Source organism: Pseudomonas sp. CGJS7, from assembly GCF_036961695.1.
On the sequence record NZ_JBAMDI010000016.1, the window covers coordinates 63,366 to 78,128 of the forward strand.

14 protein-coding genes are annotated in these 14,763 nt (G+C 63.6%); 3 read left to right on the forward strand and 11 right to left on the reverse strand.

Going from position 1 to position 14,763, the window contains the following annotated elements:
• Nucleotides 1-2: 2 nt before the first annotated feature.
• The 5 genes from V7787_RS12530 to metG all read right to left on the reverse strand — a co-directional run bounded on the left by V7787_RS12530 (nucleotide 3) and on the right by metG (nucleotide 4,781).
• Nucleotides 3-527: a hypothetical protein gene (locus V7787_RS12530; protein ID WP_064492965.1), complete on the reverse strand. Its 525-nt coding sequence runs from the start codon at nucleotides 525-527 to the stop codon at nucleotides 3-5.
• Nucleotides 520-1,122: an RnfABCDGE type electron transport complex subunit G gene (locus V7787_RS12535; protein ID WP_064492964.1), complete on the reverse strand. Its 603-nt coding sequence runs from the start codon at nucleotides 1,120-1,122 to the stop codon at nucleotides 520-522. The genes V7787_RS12530 and V7787_RS12535 overlap by 8 nt, the downstream gene beginning before the upstream one ends.
• Complete coding sequence (locus V7787_RS12540) at nucleotides 1,119-2,090, reverse strand: RnfABCDGE type electron transport complex subunit D (protein ID WP_064492963.1); 972 nt, start codon at nucleotides 2,088-2,090, stop codon at nucleotides 1,119-1,121. Before V7787_RS12540 ends, V7787_RS12535 begins: the two co-directional genes overlap by 4 nt.
• A complete protein-coding gene (locus V7787_RS12545) occupies nucleotides 2,087-2,635 on the reverse strand; it encodes an Rnf-Nqr domain containing protein (protein WP_064492962.1) in 549 nt (182 codons plus the stop codon). The genes V7787_RS12540 and V7787_RS12545 overlap by 4 nt, the downstream gene beginning before the upstream one ends.
• A 106-nt stretch (nucleotides 2,636-2,741) precedes the next feature.
• Complete coding sequence (gene metG / locus V7787_RS12550; protein WP_336088512.1) at nucleotides 2,742-4,781, reverse strand: methionine--tRNA ligase; 2,040 nt, start codon at nucleotides 4,779-4,781, stop codon at nucleotides 2,742-2,744.
• A 158-nt stretch (nucleotides 4,782-4,939) separates the two neighbouring features.
• Between metG and apbC the strand changes: the two genes are divergently transcribed.
• Nucleotides 4,940-6,034, forward strand: a complete 1,095-nt coding sequence (gene apbC / locus V7787_RS12555) for an iron-sulfur cluster carrier protein ApbC (protein ID WP_003254924.1) — start codon at nucleotides 4,940-4,942, stop codon at nucleotides 6,032-6,034.
• A 167-nt stretch (nucleotides 6,035-6,201) separates the two neighbouring features.
• On the opposite strand, the gene V7787_RS12560 is transcribed toward apbC, so the two are convergent.
• Nucleotides 6,202-6,411 carry a cold-shock protein gene (locus V7787_RS12560; protein ID WP_003254922.1) on the reverse strand — a complete coding sequence of 70 codons (210 nt, stop codon included), beginning with the start codon at nucleotides 6,409-6,411 and terminating at the stop codon, nucleotides 6,202-6,204.
• Nucleotides 6,412-6,738: 327 nt separating this feature from the next.
• On the opposite strand from V7787_RS12560, the gene dcd reads away from it, so the two are divergent.
• The gene (gene dcd, locus V7787_RS12565) at nucleotides 6,739-7,305 is read left to right on the forward strand and encodes a dCTP deaminase (protein WP_003254920.1); all 567 of its coding nucleotides are present in this window, start codon (nucleotides 6,739-6,741) and stop codon (nucleotides 7,303-7,305) included.
• A gap of 94 nt (nucleotides 7,306-7,399) precedes the next feature.
• On the forward strand, nucleotides 7,400-7,627 hold the full coding sequence (locus V7787_RS12570) for a hypothetical protein (protein WP_003254918.1): 228 nt from the start codon (nucleotides 7,400-7,402) through the stop codon (nucleotides 7,625-7,627).
• A 6-nt stretch (nucleotides 7,628-7,633) separates the two neighbouring features.
• On the opposite strand, the gene pdeM is transcribed toward V7787_RS12570, so the two are convergent.
• The 5 genes from pdeM to V7787_RS12595 form a co-directional block, all read right to left on the reverse strand.
• Complete coding sequence (gene pdeM / locus V7787_RS12575; RefSeq protein ID WP_064492960.1) at nucleotides 7,634-8,284, reverse strand: ligase-associated DNA damage response endonuclease PdeM; 651 nt, start codon at nucleotides 8,282-8,284, stop codon at nucleotides 7,634-7,636.
• Nucleotides 8,281-10,731, reverse strand: a complete 2,451-nt coding sequence (locus tag V7787_RS12580) for a ligase-associated DNA damage response DEXH box helicase (protein ID WP_064492959.1) — start codon at nucleotides 10,729-10,731, stop codon at nucleotides 8,281-8,283. Before V7787_RS12580 ends, pdeM begins: the two co-directional genes overlap by 4 nt.
• 67 nt (nucleotides 10,732-10,798) lie before the next feature.
• Nucleotides 10,799-11,914 (reverse strand): succinylglutamate desuccinylase/aspartoacylase family protein, encoded by a 1,116-nt coding sequence (locus V7787_RS12585; RefSeq protein ID WP_020191303.1) that lies wholly within the window; start codon nucleotides 11,912-11,914, stop codon nucleotides 10,799-10,801.
• 113 nt (nucleotides 11,915-12,027) lie between these two features.
• Nucleotides 12,028-13,686, reverse strand: coding sequence for an ATP-dependent DNA ligase (locus V7787_RS12590; protein ID WP_064492958.1), 1,659 nt, complete (start codon nucleotides 13,684-13,686; stop codon nucleotides 12,028-12,030).
• Complete coding sequence (locus V7787_RS12595) at nucleotides 13,683-14,699, reverse strand: ligase-associated DNA damage response exonuclease (RefSeq protein ID WP_020191305.1); 1,017 nt, start codon at nucleotides 14,697-14,699, stop codon at nucleotides 13,683-13,685. Before V7787_RS12595 ends, V7787_RS12590 begins: the two co-directional genes overlap by 4 nt.
• Between the last annotated feature and the right edge of the window lie 64 nt (nucleotides 14,700-14,763).

Consider the following 14,763-nt stretch of genomic DNA (forward strand, 5'->3'; position numbering starts at 1 on the left):
AATCAGGGCTTTCCTTGACGAGGTGGGTGGGCAGGGCCCGGAAGCAGGCGATTGTACAAGGCCAACAGCAGACCCAGCAGCAGTAGCGCACCGGGTGCGAGGCTGGCCAGGTGCAGCTCGGCATGGTCAGCCAGCCATTGGCGGCTGGTGCCCAGCAGCAGGCAAATGGCAAAGACAGCGCCGAGGTGCCTTGCGAGCAGGCGCCAGCGGCGTTGGTCAGGTAGCAGGTGGTCACTGGCCAGGCATTGCAGGCACAACAATGCGGGATAGTGGCCCAGGGCAATGGCCAGCGGTAGCAGCCAGGCCCGCAGGGCCAACTGCAGGCAACTGGCCAAGGCTGCCAGCAGCAGCAGGCTAGCCATTACATAGGCCCAGCTGGCCATGTGTTTACGCAGTGGCGCCAGCAACAGTTGGTGCAGGCACCCCATCAGTACTGCGCACAGGCCGATGGCCGCGCCTTCAGCCAGCGTTCGGGTGGCACCCAGCAGTGGCGCCAGGCTCATGGCCAGCAGGCAGAACCTATTCATGGGTGGCGCCCTCCAGCAATACACTACGCTGCTCGTCGAAATAGCTCAGCGCATCCTGCAATGCGGCGATCACCGCGCGCGAGGTCACGGTTGCGCCGGCCAATTGGTCAAAGTCACCCTGGTCCCGCTTCAGCGCCCAGTGATCGCCCTGATCGCGGTTGTTGAACTGACTCAGCCAGTGCAATCGCGGATCCCCCAGGCGATCGCCCAGCCCGGGGCTTTCCTGTTGTTCGACAACCTGGCTGCCGATCAGCCGGCCGTCCGTGGTGATGGCGACGCTCAGCACGATCGGCCCGGCATACCCCTGGGCCTGTGTGATCAGGATAATGGCGCTTGGCTTACCTGCCACAGTGGCACGGTAAGCCGCCAGGATACGGCTGTTGGGCCTCTGTGCGGCGGGCCTTGGCAGCGGGCTTTCCAGGGGCTGGTTGTCATAGCTACCGTCGGGCAGCACGGCCAGTCGCTGGCGGCTTTGCAGCTGCTTTTCAGCGCCGGCGATGGCCGGACCGGTCGACTGCCGCCAGGCCAGGGTGGCTGACACTGCCAATACTCCCGTCAGTAGCAACAGGCCCACATCCCGAACCCCGCGCTTCATCGGGCTGCCTGCTGACGCTGCGCAGCCATGCGCTCGAGTGCCGGTGCCAAAAGGTTCATCAGCAGGATGGCGAACGCGGTGCCATCCGGATAGCTGCCCCAGGTACGAATCAGGTAGATGAGCACTCCTGTTCCCACGCCGAAGCACAGCTTGGCCCAGTCGTCTCTGGGGCCGGACACTGGCTCGGTCGCAATGAAGAAGGCTGCCAGCATGGTCGAGCCGGAAAACAGGTGCAGCAAAGGCGAGCCATTGGAGTCCGACCCCGAACCGTTCCAGCCCAACAAGCTGAATACCAATAGCCCTGCCAGCAAACCTGCCGGTGCATGCCAACTGATCACCTTGCGCTGCAACAAGAACAGGCCACCAAGCAGGAATGCCAGGTTGACCCATTCGCTGCCTGCCCCGCCAATGTTGCCAAAGCCCGGATGGCTGGCAAACAGCTCGTCGATGGTCAGGCTGCGGTTGTGGCGCAAGCCGTCGAGCAATGTCGGACGGGCCCAGGCATCGATCTGTTCGCCCCCAGCGAACACCTGCTGCACGCTGTCGAGCAGGCCTGGGGCCTGCCCAGGCCAATGGTTCATCTGCAACGGGAAGCTGAGCAGCACGAAGGCATAGCCCACCATGGCTGGATTGAACAGATTTCGCCCGACCCCACCGTAGGCCTGCTTGCCGATACCGAGCGCGACACTTGCCGCGATGACCGGCAGCCACCATGGCGCCAAGGTGGGCAGGGCGGCCGCCAGCAGCACGGCGGTCACCAGTGCGCTGCCGTCGGTTAGCGCCTGGCTCAGTGATTGGCTGCGCACTGCCAGCAGCGATGCCTCGCACAGCAGCGCGGCACTGGCGCACAGCAACAGGTTCAGCATCATGCCCCAGCCATGCAGCCACAACAGCGCCAGCAGCCCAGGCGTGCAAGCGAGCAAGACCAGGCCCATGCTGGTGCGTAGGCGCGGATCGGGACTGCTCATTGGCCAAACATTCCGTTGAAACCGGAAAACGCCATGGCCATCACCCCGGCCCCGATCAACTCGATGGGCAGGCCGCGCAGCGCGTTGGGGATATCGGCGTGGGCGCTGCGCTGGCGCAGGTCGGCGAACACCATCAGCGCCAGCCAGAAGCCGCCACCCGTCAGCAAGCCTTGGAGCAGCATGGTTGGCCAGGTGCTGCCGTCGCTTGTCTGCTGCAGGGCCAGCCCAAGCGCTGCTGCATTGCTCAACAGCAGCGCTGGCAACCCCACTACAGGCCAGGCCGGGCGCCACTTGGCCAAAAGCCAGGGCAGGCCCCAGGCGAGCAAAGCCAGCCAGGGCAATAGCAGAAACAGGGCAAGATCGTGGATGTGCAACGGGGCAAGTACCGCGTGCACCAGCAGCTGCGCGCCGATTACGCCCAGGGCGATGCACAGGGCGCAGGCCAGGCCGTGCACCTGCAGTTGCAGCCCGGAGAGTGGCTGTCGGAGCAGGCACAGGTGATTGATCAGTGCGGCGCTGATCAGGACCAGGATGTAGTCATTCATGAGATGACGATAGCCGGGAATCGGGCCGATTGTCCGGGTTTGGCATGAAGGGGCCTGCGTAATTGTGGGGGCGGGCAGGCCGCTCCCACAATGGCCCGCAGGGCGGTTACTTGATGCGCTGGCCTGGCTTGGCGCCGCTGTCCGGGCTCAACAGGTAGATTTCTTCACCGCCAGGGCCGGCAGCCATGACCATGCCTTCGGACACGCCAAAGCGCATCTTCCGGGGTTTGAGGTTGGCTACCATCATGGTCAGGCGGCCTTCCAGCTTGGACGGGTCTGGGTAGGCCGACTTGATGCCGGAGAACACGTTGCGGCGCTCGTCACCAATGTCCAGGGTCAGTTGCAGCAACTTGTCGGCACCCGTCACGGCTTCAGCCTTGACGATCAGCGCCACACGCAGGTCGACGGCAGCAAAGGTATCGAACTCGATCTCTGCCGACAGCGGGTCCTTGGCTAGCTCGCCATTGCCCGCCGGGGCCTTGGCTTCGGCAGCCAGCAGGTCTTCCTTGCTGGCAGCGACCATGGCTTCGACCTTGGCCGGCTCGATACGGCTCATCAAGGCCTTGAACGGGTTAAGCGCGTGGTTTTCCAGGCGTGTCAGGTGGTCGTTCCAGGTCAGCGGGGCCACGTTGAGGAAAGCCTCGGCGTCAGCGGCCAGCACCGGCAGTACCGGTTTGAGGAAGATCACCAGCTGGCGGAACAGGTTGATGCCTTGGGCGCAGATGGCCTGGACTTCATCCTGCTTGCCTTCCTGTTTGGCCAGTGACCACGGTGCCTTGTCGGCGATCCAGGCGTTGGCGCGGTCGGCCAGTGCCATGATTTCGCGCATGGCGCGGCCAAAATCACGGGCTTCATAGGCTTCGGCGATGGAGGGGGCGGCAGCCAGGAAGGCTTCGGTCAGCTCAGGCGCGGCATCACCGCTGACCATCACGCCTTCGTTGCCCTTGTGGATGAAGCCGGCGCAGCGGCTGGCAATGTTGACGACCTTGCCGACCAGGTCGGAGTTGACCTTCTGCACGAAGTCTTCCAGGTTCAGGTCCAGGTCGTCGACGCCACGGCCCAGCTTGGCCGCATAGTAGTAACGCAGGTATTCCGGCTGCAGGTGGTCCAGGTAGGTGCGGGCCTTGATGAAGGTGCCGCGCGACTTGGACATCTTGGCGCCGTTGACCGTCAGGTAGCCGTGCACGTTGACCGCGGTCGGCTTGCGGAAGCCGGCGCCTTCGAGCATGGCTGGCCAGAACAGGGCGTGGAAGTTGACGATGTCCTTGCCGATGAAGTGGTACAGCTCGGCCTTGGAGCCTTCGTTCCAGAAGGCGTCGAAGTCCAGCTCCGGGCGGCGTGCGCAGAGGTTCTTGAAGCTGGCCATGTAGCCGATTGGCGCATCCAGCCATACGTAGAAGTATTTGCCAGGCTCACCCGGGATCTCGAAGCCGAAGTACGGCGCGTCGCGGGAGATATCCCACTCCTGCAGGCCGGAGTCCAGCCATTCCGCCAGTTTGTTGGCTACCGCGTCCTGCAGGGTGCCGCTTCGGGTCCACTGCTGCAGCATGGCCTGGAAGTCGGGCAGCTTGAAGAAGAAATGCTGGGAATCACGCAGTACCGGGGTGGCACCGGAGATCGCCGACTTGGGGTTCTTCAGCTCGGTGGGTGCGTAGGTGGCGCCGCATTTTTCGCAGTTGTCGCCGTACTGGTCTTCGGCCGCGCACTTCGGGCAGGTGCCCTTGATGAAGCGGTCGGCGAGGAACATGCCTTTTTCCGGGTCGAAGTACTGGGTCACCGAACGGGTGGCGATGTGCCCGGCTTCACGCAGGCGCGAGTAGATCAGGCTCGACAGCTCGCGGTTCTCGTCGCTGTGGGTGGAGTGGAAGTTGTCGAAGTCCACCAGGAAGTCGGCGAAATCGCTGCTGTGCTCGGCCTGGACGTTGGCGATCAGCTGTTCCGGGGTGATGCCTTCCTTTTCGGCGCGCAGCATGATGGCCGAACCGTGGGCGTCGTCGGCGCAGACATAGATGCACTGGTTGCCGCGCAGCTTCTGGAAGCGCACCCACATGTCCGTCTGGATGTACTCCAGCATATGGCCGAGATGGATCGATCCATTGGCATAGGGCAGGGCGCTGGTGACGAGAATCTGGCGTGGCTCGGACATGGTGGCTCGGCTACTTATCTGGCTACGGGGTAAAAATGAGGATGATCGGCCACTATAAAGGGCTGGCGAAGATATTTCACCCCGCAAGCGCATCTGCTGACGATTGACGGGTTAGGATAGGCGGCTGTTTTACATTCAGTTTGCCAATGGGAGTCTCCATGAGTGCCGTCACCCGTGCCGCCGTTGAAGGCGTGCTTCGCCAGTACACCGACCCCTACCTGAACCAGGACCCGGTCAGCGCCGGCTGCGTGCGCGCCATCGATATCCAGGGCGGGCAGGTCAGCGTGCAGTTGCAGTTGGGTTATGCCGCAGGGCTGTTCAAGAACGGCTGGGCCCAGGTGCTGCAGACCGCCATTGGCAGCCTCGAGGGGGTCACTGGCGCCCAGGTTTCGATCGATTGCGTGGTGGCCGCGCACAAGGCCCAGGCCCAGGTGCCAGCCATGGCCAACGTCAAGAACATCATCGCCGTGGCCTCGGGCAAGGGCGGTGTTGGCAAGTCGACCACCGCGGCCAACCTGGCCTTGGCCCTCGCACGCGAAGGCGCACGGGTAGGTATTCTCGATGCCGATATCTACGGCCCCAGTCAGGGGGTGATGTTCGGCATCGCCGAGGGCACTCGTCCACAGATTCGCGAGCAGAAGTGGTTTGTGCCGATCAAGGCCCACGGCGTGGAAGTCATGTCCATGGCCTTCCTCACCGACGACAACACGCCGATGGTATGGCGTGGCCCAATGGTGTCTGGCGCGCTGCTGCAACTGGTCACCCAGACCGCCTGGGATGACCTGGATTACCTGGTGATCGATATGCCACCGGGTACCGGTGACATCCAGCTGACCCTGGCACAAAAGGTACCTGTGGTCGGTTCGGTGATCGTCACCACGCCACAGGACCTGGCGCTGCTGGATGCCAAGAAGGGCGTGGAAATGTTCCGCAAGGTCAACATTCCGGTGCTGGGCGTGGTCGAGAACATGGCCGTGCATATCTGCTCGAATTGCGGCCATGCCGAACACCTGTTCGGTGAAGGTGGCGGCGAGAAGCTGGCCAGCCAGTATGGCGTCGACCTGCTGGCGTCGCTGCCGTTGTCGATGCTGATACGTGAGCAGGCCGACAGCGGCAAGCCCACGGCGATCGCCGAGCCGGAAAGCCAGATTGCCATGGTTTACCAGGAGCTGGCTCGCCAGGTAGGCGCGCGGATCGTGCTGCAGGAAGCTGCGGCGCCGGCAATGCCCAGCATTACCATCAGCGAAGACTGACCTGCCATACCGAGTTTGCCCGCACACAGCGACTGCGCCGTACTTGAAGCCTGTGCAGTCCCTGTGGGAGCGGGCGAGCCCGCGAAGAGGCCAGCGCCTATTTCGAGCAGGCATAAAAAAACCCGCCAGAAGGCGGGTTTTTTTGAAAGCTAGGAAGCTAGATCGACTTAGGCGATCTGAACTTCTTCAGCCTGCATGCCTTTCTGGCCGCGGGTAGCGACGAAAGTAACAGCCTGGCCTTCTTTCAGGGTTTTGAAGCCGTCAGCTTGGATGGCTTTGAAGTGCACGAACAGGTCGTCGCCCGACTGAGGGGTGATGAAGCCGTAGCCTTTCTCATCGTTGAACCACTTAACAACACCGGATTGACGGTTGGACATTTTTCTGTCTCCTTGGACAATTTGATAACGGTCAGGAAAAACCCTGCCCGGGACTGAGCGCAAAGAGAGCAGAAAATTCAGCGATGGGCCGATCAGGATCGTGCATCAAACTAGAGATTCTCGGTGTCACGTGCAGCACAGTGGCAACACCTTACCCCACTTTCCGCAACCTGCCAATGGTCAGAAGACGCTTTAGGCAAATTCGGATCGGCGGCGGCTGCAGCCCCCACCCGGCGCGGGATGAGGGATGGAACTTTAACCTGGGCGCCGGGACCGGTAATATGCGCGTCACGATTTTCACCTCGCAACTCTTCAGGACACCCCGCCATGAGCATCAAATCGGACAAGTGGATTCGCCGCATGGCGCAGGAACACGGCATGATCGAGCCGTTCGTCGAGCGCCAGGTGCGCGGCGAGCAGGACAACCGCGTGATCTCCTTCGGCGTCTCCAGCTATGGGTACGACGTACGCTGCGCCGACGAATTCAAGGTGTTCACCAACATCAACTCGGCCACCGTCGACCCGAAAAATTTCGATGCTGGCAGCTTCGTCGATATCAAGAGCGACGTGTGCATCATCCCGCCAAACTCTTTCGCCCTGGCGCGCACTGTCGAATATTTCCGCATTCCTCGTGACGTGCTGACCATTTGCCTGGGCAAGAGCACCTACGCCCGTTGCGGCATCATCGTCAACGTCACGCCGCTCGAGCCCGAATGGGAAGGCCACGTGACGTTGGAGTTCTCCAACACCACCACGCTGCCGGCGAAGATCTACGCCAACGAAGGCGTGGCGCAGATGCTGTTCTTGCAGTCCGACGAAGAGTGCGAAGTGTCGTACAAGGACCGTGGCGGCAAATACCAGGGCCAACGCGGCGTCACTCTGCCGCGTACCTGAGCCGACAAGCGCGGGGAATTACCCGCGCCTTTGGCACTCCAACGAAGTAACGCCGGTGTGCATGATGTGCATCGGCTTTCGTCAGGAGCAGCCAATGAAACTCCATCCCGCAATCAGTGCCAAGCTGGCAGGCCTGCAGCCCAATCACGTAGGGTTGTTGCCCTGGTCACTGCTGGCGCACCCGCTGCCCATGCAGGCGGGGGGCGTGCCCCATCAGCCTGACCCCGATACCCCGCAACCGCCGGAACCCGGTGAGACGCCTCCCATGGAGCCGGGTGAGCCGACCTTGCCGGACGAGCCGCCTCCCGCCCCTGTGGCCTGAGCGTCGCTAAAGCGGCCAGACGCGTTCAGCGCCAGCCAGGTACAGCCGGCTGGCGCTGGCGGGGGTGATTTCCCACCCCCCGGTGAACTCACCGAATGCAGGTAGCAGGCTGACTTGCTCATCGATCACGAAGCAAGGCAGGCGCAAGCGCTGACGGGCCTTGCCGCGCAGGACGAAGACGGGGTGTACGTGGCCCGCCAGTACCGGGTGTGTGCGGTGGGGCTGCGGCTCGTGCTGCAGGGCAAAGGGCTCCAGAACCCAAGGCTCGTCCACGACCTGAATATCGAGCGAGGCGGGTGGATCGCCGGCGTTGCGGTCATGATTGCCGCGTATCAGCACTATTTTCAGTTCTTTGTGCCGCTTGCGCCAATCATCCACTTTGGCCAGCGTTGCCGGTGCACGGGCCGTGCGGGCATGCAGAAAGTCGCCCAGGATAATCAGTTGCTCACAGTCATGGGCGGCCAGCAGGTGATCGAGCCTGGCGAGTGTCGCCTCGGTCGTTCCACGTGGCACCGGTTGATGCAGGGCGCGGTAGCTGGCGGCCTTTCCGATGTGCACGTCGGCCACCAGCAAGGCGCGGCGGGCGGGCCAGTAGATGGCTTTGTCGGCAAGCAGCCAGAGCGCCTGCCCCCGGTGTTCGATGGGTTGGTAATTCATCCCGCGTCCGCCGCTTGTTCCAGTTCCGCCACCATCCGCGCAATGCGGTCTGCCAGCTTCTCGGTGCTCAATGTCTCGCGCATGCCTTCCACCAACAAGGCAAACGCCAGGGGCCCTGGCCGCTTCAACGCCCGCAGGTCCAGTTGCAACTTACTCATTTTCAGCAGTTGCCGATGCAGCCGTTCGATTTCCAGCTCTTCGCTCAATACTTCATCCCGCGCCTGGCCAAGCAGCAAATTCCCCGCGTCGTGCTTGCGAAACACCTCATAGAACAGCCCGCTGGAGGCCTGGATTTGCCGCGTGCTCTTCTGCGCGGCGGGATAACCACCAAACACCAGGCCGGCAATCTGGGCAATTTCACGAAAACGCCGCAGTGCCATTTCCCCGGCATTCAGGCTGGCCAGCACATCTTCCAGCAGGTCCGTGGTGCCGAGCGCGTGTGGCAAGTGCCTGGCCCAGTCCACCTGGGCAGGGCTGAGGAGTTCGAATCCGTAGTCATTGACGGCAATCGATACCGACAGTGGTTGTGCGCGGCTAACCCGCCAGGCAATCAGATTGGCCAAGCCCAGGTTGGCCATGCGCCCCGCAAAGGGATACAGGAACAGGTGCCAGCCCTGGCGGGATTTGAAGGTCTCGGCCAGCAGTGTGCCTGTGGTGGGCAAGGCTGACCACTGCGCCTGGAGCGCAAGCAGCGGGCGTACTGCGCGCATTTCCGGCCCGTCAAAGCGTTCATGGGCGGCAGCATCGAGCTGCTCGACCAGCGCCTCGGCCAGTTCGCTCGAGAGCGGCATGCGCCCGCCGTTCCAGCGCGCTACCGCAGCCTTGCGCGCCGTGCTGCGACGCACATAGGCCGTCATGTTTTCCACGCGCACCAGCTCCAGTACCCGCCCGGCAAACACCAGCGTATCGCCGGGGCGCAGGCGGGCGATGAACGCTTCTTCAACACTGCCCAGCGTTTTCCCGCCGCCGCCCTTGCTCCAGTATTTCAGTTGCAGGTTGGCATCGCTGACGATGGTGCCGATGCCCATGCGGTGGCGCCGCGCCAGGCGTTCGCTGGTAACCCGGTAAACACCGTCGGCCTGGCGCTCGACGCGCTGGTAGTCCGGGTAGGCGGTCAGTGAGCTGCCGCCGTGGCAGACGAAGTCCAGCGCCCATTGCCATTGGCTGTCGCGCAACTGGCGAAAAGCCCAGGTGCTGCGCACTTCGGCGAGCAGTTGCTCCGGGCGAAAACCGCTGCCCAAGGCCATGCTGACCAGATGCTGTACCAGCACGTCCATGCACAGGCGCGGTGAAAAGCGGGCTTCCATGTGGCCGGCTATCAGCGCCTGCCGGGCCGCCGCCGCTTCCACCAGTTCCAGGCTATGGGTGGGCACCAGGGTGACCCTGGAGTGCCGCCCGGGCGCGTGTCCTGAGCGACCCGCCCGCTGCATCAGGCGGGCGATGCCCTTGGCCGAGCCGATTTGCAGCACCCGTTCCACGGGCAGAAAGTCCACGCCCAGGTCCAGGCTGGACGTGCAGATCACCGCCTTGAGGCTGCCTTGCTTGAGGCTGCGCTCCACCCAGTCGCGCGTATCACGGGCCAGCGAGGCGTGGTGCAGGGCGATCAGCCCGGCCCAGTCCGGGCGGGCCTCAAGCAGGGCCTGATACCAGATTTCTGCCTGGGCGCGGGTGTTGGTGAACACCAGGCTACTGGCACTGACATCGATCTCGTGACAGACCTGGTCGAGCATCTTCAGGCCCATGTGTCCAGCCCAAGGGAAGCGCTCGATCGCTGTTGGCAGCAGGGTGTCGACTTGCAGTGCCTTGTCTTGCCGGCCTTGCACCAGCAGGCCGCCCTGGGGCAGCAAGACATCCCGTGCGTGTTGCAGGTTGCCGAGGGTTGCCGACAAGCCCCAGGTCGGTAGGCCCGGGTGCCAATGCCGCAGGCGCGCCAAGGCCAGCTGCAGTTGTACCCCGCGCTTGTTGCCAAGCAGCTCGTGCCATTCATCCACCACCACCAGTTGCAGCGTGGCGAAATCCTCACGTGCCTGTGCCCGGGTCAGCAGCAGGGTCAGGCTTTCGGGGGTGGTGATCAGCACACTGGGTAGCCGCCGGGCCTGTCGGGCGCGCTCGGCACTGTTGGTGTCGCCGCTGCGCACCCCTACGCTCCAAGGCAGCTGGAGCTCATCAAGCGGCGCTTGCAACGCACGTGCGGTGTCGGCGGCAAGGGCACGCATGGGCGTCACCCACAGCACCTGTATGGGGGCCAAGTGGCGGCCCTGGGGCCTGGGCTTGAACGCACGCAGCGCCGCGAGCCAGACCGCGTAGGTCTTGCCGGCACCGGTACTGGCATGCAGCAAACCGGACTCGCCCCGTTCGACGGCAGCCCATACGCGCCGCTGGAAGGCGAAGGGCTTCCAGCCGCGCTTGGCAAACCAGGCATTGGCGAGGTCGGTAGCAGCAGGCATGAGGCAGGCGGTCCTTCGAAGGCTGTGCTTCTACAGACCACTTGCCGGCTGCAATGGTTTTACCGGATCAATTGGCCAACAGGTAGCCGCTGCGGCATACCTGTTCGCCGGCCACATGGGCGATGACCATGCCAGCGGTGGCCATGCGCCGGACGCTACGCGCATACAGCAGCCCCGGCTGGCTGTTGCGAAGGGGGGTGACTCGGTCACTGAGTGGGTCGATGACTTCGGCGATCAGTTGGCCGGCCTCCAGGTGCTGGCCCGGTTTGGCGTGGTAAACCAGCAACCCACCCAGTGGCGTTGCCACAGGTTCCACCGCGGCCAACGGCGTGGCGTGGCGTAACAGCGCGGGCAGGGGGGCGCTGGTGCCTTCGATGACACCTGCGTGGGTCAGGAAGTCGAGGATCGCCTGGCAGTCCTTGCTGGCCAGATCATGGCTGACATCCGCCTGGCCACGAAGCTCCACGGTAACCGAGCAGCAGCCCAGCGGAATCGGGAAGCGTTTGCCGAAACGTTGCTGCAATTGCCACCAGACCAGGCTGAAACATTCATCGAACGACTGCCCGCCCGAGTCGGTTGCCAGCAGGCTGGCCTGGGCGCCCAGGTAACGGGCCAAGGGTTCGATCTGGGGCCAGGCATCGGGTGTGGTGTACAGGTGCTCGACTGCTTCGAAGTCGCAGTGCAGGTCCAGCACCATATCGGCATCGCAGGCCAGGCGCTGCAGTATCAGGCGCTGGGCTTGCAGGGGTGTGCGGACCGGGTGTGCGTCCAGGCCACGGCGCAGGTATTCGCGGATCAGTGCAAGGTTGTGCGTCGGGTCCTGGGTAAGGTGTTCTTCGATCTGGTCGCCGATGCTGTCCGACAGGTCGACGAAGTTGCGATTGAAGTTCTCGCCGCTTTGCAGTTCAAAACGCCCCAATGGTGCATCCAGCAGCACTTGCTCCAAACCCACCGGGTTGGCCACCGGCACCAGTATGATCTCGCGCTGCAGTCGGCCTTGCTGTTCCAGCTCGGCCAAGCGGCGCTTGAGGTGCCAGGCTACCAGCATGCCCGGCAGCTCGTCGGCGTGCAGTGAGGCCTGGATATAGACTTTGCCACCACTGCGGGGGCCGAAGTGGAAGCTGTGCAGTTGGCGGGTGATCCCCGGTACGGGGGAGAGCAGGTCGTGGGTTGAATGGTGCATGTTGGTCCTGGCTGCGTGGCGAAAACGGTCTGCGACACGGGTCGGCTCAAAAATAGAAGCATAGTTTCAGCGAATGCGCCTCATCCTGCAGCAGTCGGGCATCGCAAACTTTTTCAGGCCAGTAGTGCCTGCAAGGTGGCCAGGTCATCTGCTTCTTCCACTGGCTTGTCCAGCCGCCAGCGCAGCATGCGCGGAAAGCGCACGGCAATACCGCTTTTGTGGCGCCGGGACAGGGCGATGCCTTCGAAGCCCAGCTCGAACACCAACGTGGGAGTGACACTGCGCACCGGGCCGAACGTTTCCACCGTGGTCTTGCGGATGATGGCGTCGACCTTGCGCATTTCTTCGTCGCTGAGCCCTGAATAGGCCTTGGCAAAGGGCACCAACGCCCGACCAGGGGTACCTGCCGGTGCATCCCATACGGCAAAGGTGTAGTCGCTGTACAGACTGGCCCTGCGACCGTGGCCGCGTTGGGCATAGATCAGCACCGCATCGACGCTGAAAGGGTCGATCTTCCACTTCCACCAGATGCCCATGTCCTTGGTGCGCCCCACGCCGTACAGTGCCTCGCGCTGCTTCAGCATCAGCCCTTCCACGCCCAGGCTGCGTGACTGTTCGCGCTGGCGGGCAAGGTCGGCCCAGTCCGGGCCTTGCAGCAGAGGCGACAACAGCACGGGGGCAAGTGGGTGTTCATCCACCAGGTGTTCCAGCTGGCTTCGGCGTTCGTGTTGCGGTCGGCTGCGCCAGTCCTCGCCCTGCCACTCCAGCAGGTCGTAGGCTTGCAGCACCACCGGCGCATCGTTCAGCAGTTTTTTGCCCAGCGTTTTGCGACCGATACGCTGTTGCAGCAAGGCAAACGGCTGCACGGCCAGTTCAGCCTCGGTTTCACCAGGTTTCCAGACCAGGATCTCGCCGTCGAGCACCACGCCATCGGGCAACGTCTGTGCCAGACCATGCAGTTCGGGGAAACGCTCGGTAACCAGTTCTTCGCCGCGTGACCACACCCACAGCTGGCCATCGCGCTTCACCACTTGCGCCCGAATGCCGTCCCACTTCCATTCGATTTGCCAATCGCTTGGTGGTCCGAGCAGGGTATCGAACTGATCGCTGGACACTTGCAGCGGATGGGCCAGGAAGAATGGGTAGGGCTGGCCGCCACGCTGGTTGTGTTCATCGGCGGACTCTGGGGCGATCAGCCTCTGGTAACTGGCTGCAGTCGGGCGATGGCCTATATCGGTGTAGCCGACCAGGCGCTGGGCCACGCGTTTGGCGTCCAGCCCGGCCAGTTGCGCCAGGGCGCGGGTGACCAACAGCTTTGACACGCCCACGCGAAAGCTGCCAGTGATCAGCTTCAGGCATAGCATCAGGCTGGCACGGTCCAACCGGGCCCAGAGCGGCGGCAGGCGCTGGCGGACTTGCTCAGGCGTCAGCCCGCGCAGGGGCAGCAAGTGCTGTTCCACCCAGGTGGCCAGGCCTTCGTCGTTGCCATCGGCGTGCAGCGGCAGCAGCAGCGAAATGGTCTCGGCCAGGTCGCCCACGGCCTGATAGCTTTCTTCGAAAAGCCAGTCCGGCAGGCCAGCCAGCGTCGTTGCCAGTTCACGTAGAAGGCGGGTGGGCACCAGTTGGCGTGGGCGCCCGCCGGCCAGGAAATACACCGCCCAGGCAGCATCGTCGGCGGGCGCCATGTCAAAGTAGTCGCGCAGTGCCTCGAGCTTGGCATTGCTGGAGGTGGTCGCGTCCAGGCGCAGGAACAGCGTAGCGAAGGCTTTCATGGCGAGGGGGCGGTGTTGGGCACATCGTCTTCGTCGCCATACTCGGTGACGAAGGCGCGGGCATCCAGGCCTTGTTCGGTGAGGTAGCGCACCAGTACCTCGACCGAGCCGTGGGTGACCATCACCCGTTGGGCACCGGTCTGGCCAATGGCCCAGAGCAGGCCAGGCCAGTCGGCGTGGTCGGACAGCACAAAGCCCCGGTCCACGCCGCGCCGCCGGCGGGCGCCGCGTAGCAGCATCCAGCCGCTGGCGAAGGCATCACTGTAATCGCCAAAGCGGCGCATCCAGCTACTGCCGCCGGCTGACGGGGGCGCCAGGACCAGTGCCTGGCGCAGCAGTGGATCGTTGCGCGGAATATCGCCTGCGTAGCGGGTTTCCGGCAGGCGGATGCCGGCATCCCGGTACACCCGGTTGAGCGGCTCCATGGCGCCATGCACGAGGATCGGGCCGATGCTGGCATCCAGCCCATGCAGAATCCGCTGGGCCTTTCCGAAGGCATAGCAGAACAGCACGCTGGCCTTGCCCTGTTCACTGTTGGCCCGCCACCAGGCATTGATGCTGGCGAAGATCTCGCTTTGGCTTGGCCAGCGGTAGATCGGCAGGCCGAAGGTCGACTCGGTGATGAAGGTGTGGCACGCCACCGGTTCGAAGGGCGTACAGGTGCCATCGGGTTCTACCTTGTAGTCACCGGATGCAACCCAGACTTCACCTCGATACTCCAGGCGCACCTGTGCCGAACCCAGCACGTGCCCGGCCGGGTGCAGGCTCAACGTCACGCCGTGGTGCAGCAGGCGCTCACCGTAGGGCAGGGTCTGCAGATTGATGTCCTGGCCCAGGCGGCTGCGCAGAATGCCGGCACCGGGGCTGGCGGTCAGATAATGGCCATTGCCGGTGCGTGCGTGGTCGCCGTGGCCATGGGTAATGACAGCCCGGTCCACGGGCCGCCAGGGGTCGATGTAGAAATCTCCGGGCGGGCAGTACAGGCCTTCGGGGCGGGCGATGACGAGGTCCATGGCACGGGCACTGGTTCAGGGGTTACCCGTTAAGAGGCATGGTGCTGGACGTTAGTTCGGATGG

Coding starts and splice junctions, on each gene's coding strand:
- V7787_RS12530 (WP_064492965.1), bottom strand. CDS start 527: ATGAATAGGTTCTGCCTGCTGGCCATGAGCCTGGCGCCACTGCTGGGT.
- V7787_RS12535 (WP_064492964.1), bottom strand. CDS start 1,122: ATGAAGCGCGGGGTTCGGGATGTGGGCCTGTTGCTACTGACGGGAGTA.
- V7787_RS12540 (WP_064492963.1), bottom strand. CDS start 2,090: ATGAGCAGTCCCGATCCGCGCCTACGCACCAGCATGGGCCTGGTCTTG.
- V7787_RS12545 (WP_064492962.1), bottom strand. CDS start 2,635: ATGAATGACTACATCCTGGTCCTGATCAGCGCCGCACTGATCAATCAC.
- metG (WP_336088512.1), bottom strand. CDS start 4,781: ATGTCCGAGCCACGCCAGATTCTCGTCACCAGCGCCCTGCCCTATGCC.
- apbC (WP_003254924.1), top strand. CDS start 4,940: ATGAGTGCCGTCACCCGTGCCGCCGTTGAAGGCGTGCTTCGCCAGTAC.
- V7787_RS12560 (WP_003254922.1), bottom strand. CDS start 6,411: ATGTCCAACCGTCAATCCGGTGTTGTTAAGTGGTTCAACGATGAGAAA.
- dcd (WP_003254920.1), top strand. CDS start 6,739: ATGAGCATCAAATCGGACAAGTGGATTCGCCGCATGGCGCAGGAACAC.
- V7787_RS12570 (WP_003254918.1), top strand. CDS start 7,400: ATGAAACTCCATCCCGCAATCAGTGCCAAGCTGGCAGGCCTGCAGCCC.
- pdeM (WP_064492960.1), bottom strand. CDS start 8,284: ATGAATTACCAACCCATCGAACACCGGGGGCAGGCGCTCTGGCTGCTT.
- V7787_RS12580 (WP_064492959.1), bottom strand. CDS start 10,731: ATGCCTGCTGCTACCGACCTCGCCAATGCCTGGTTTGCCAAGCGCGGC.
- V7787_RS12585 (WP_020191303.1), bottom strand. CDS start 11,914: ATGCACCATTCAACCCACGACCTGCTCTCCCCCGTACCGGGGATCACC.
- V7787_RS12590 (WP_064492958.1), bottom strand. CDS start 13,686: ATGAAAGCCTTCGCTACGCTGTTCCTGCGCCTGGACGCGACCACCTCC.
- V7787_RS12595 (WP_020191305.1), bottom strand. CDS start 14,699: ATGGACCTCGTCATCGCCCGCCCCGAAGGCCTGTACTGCCCGCCCGGA.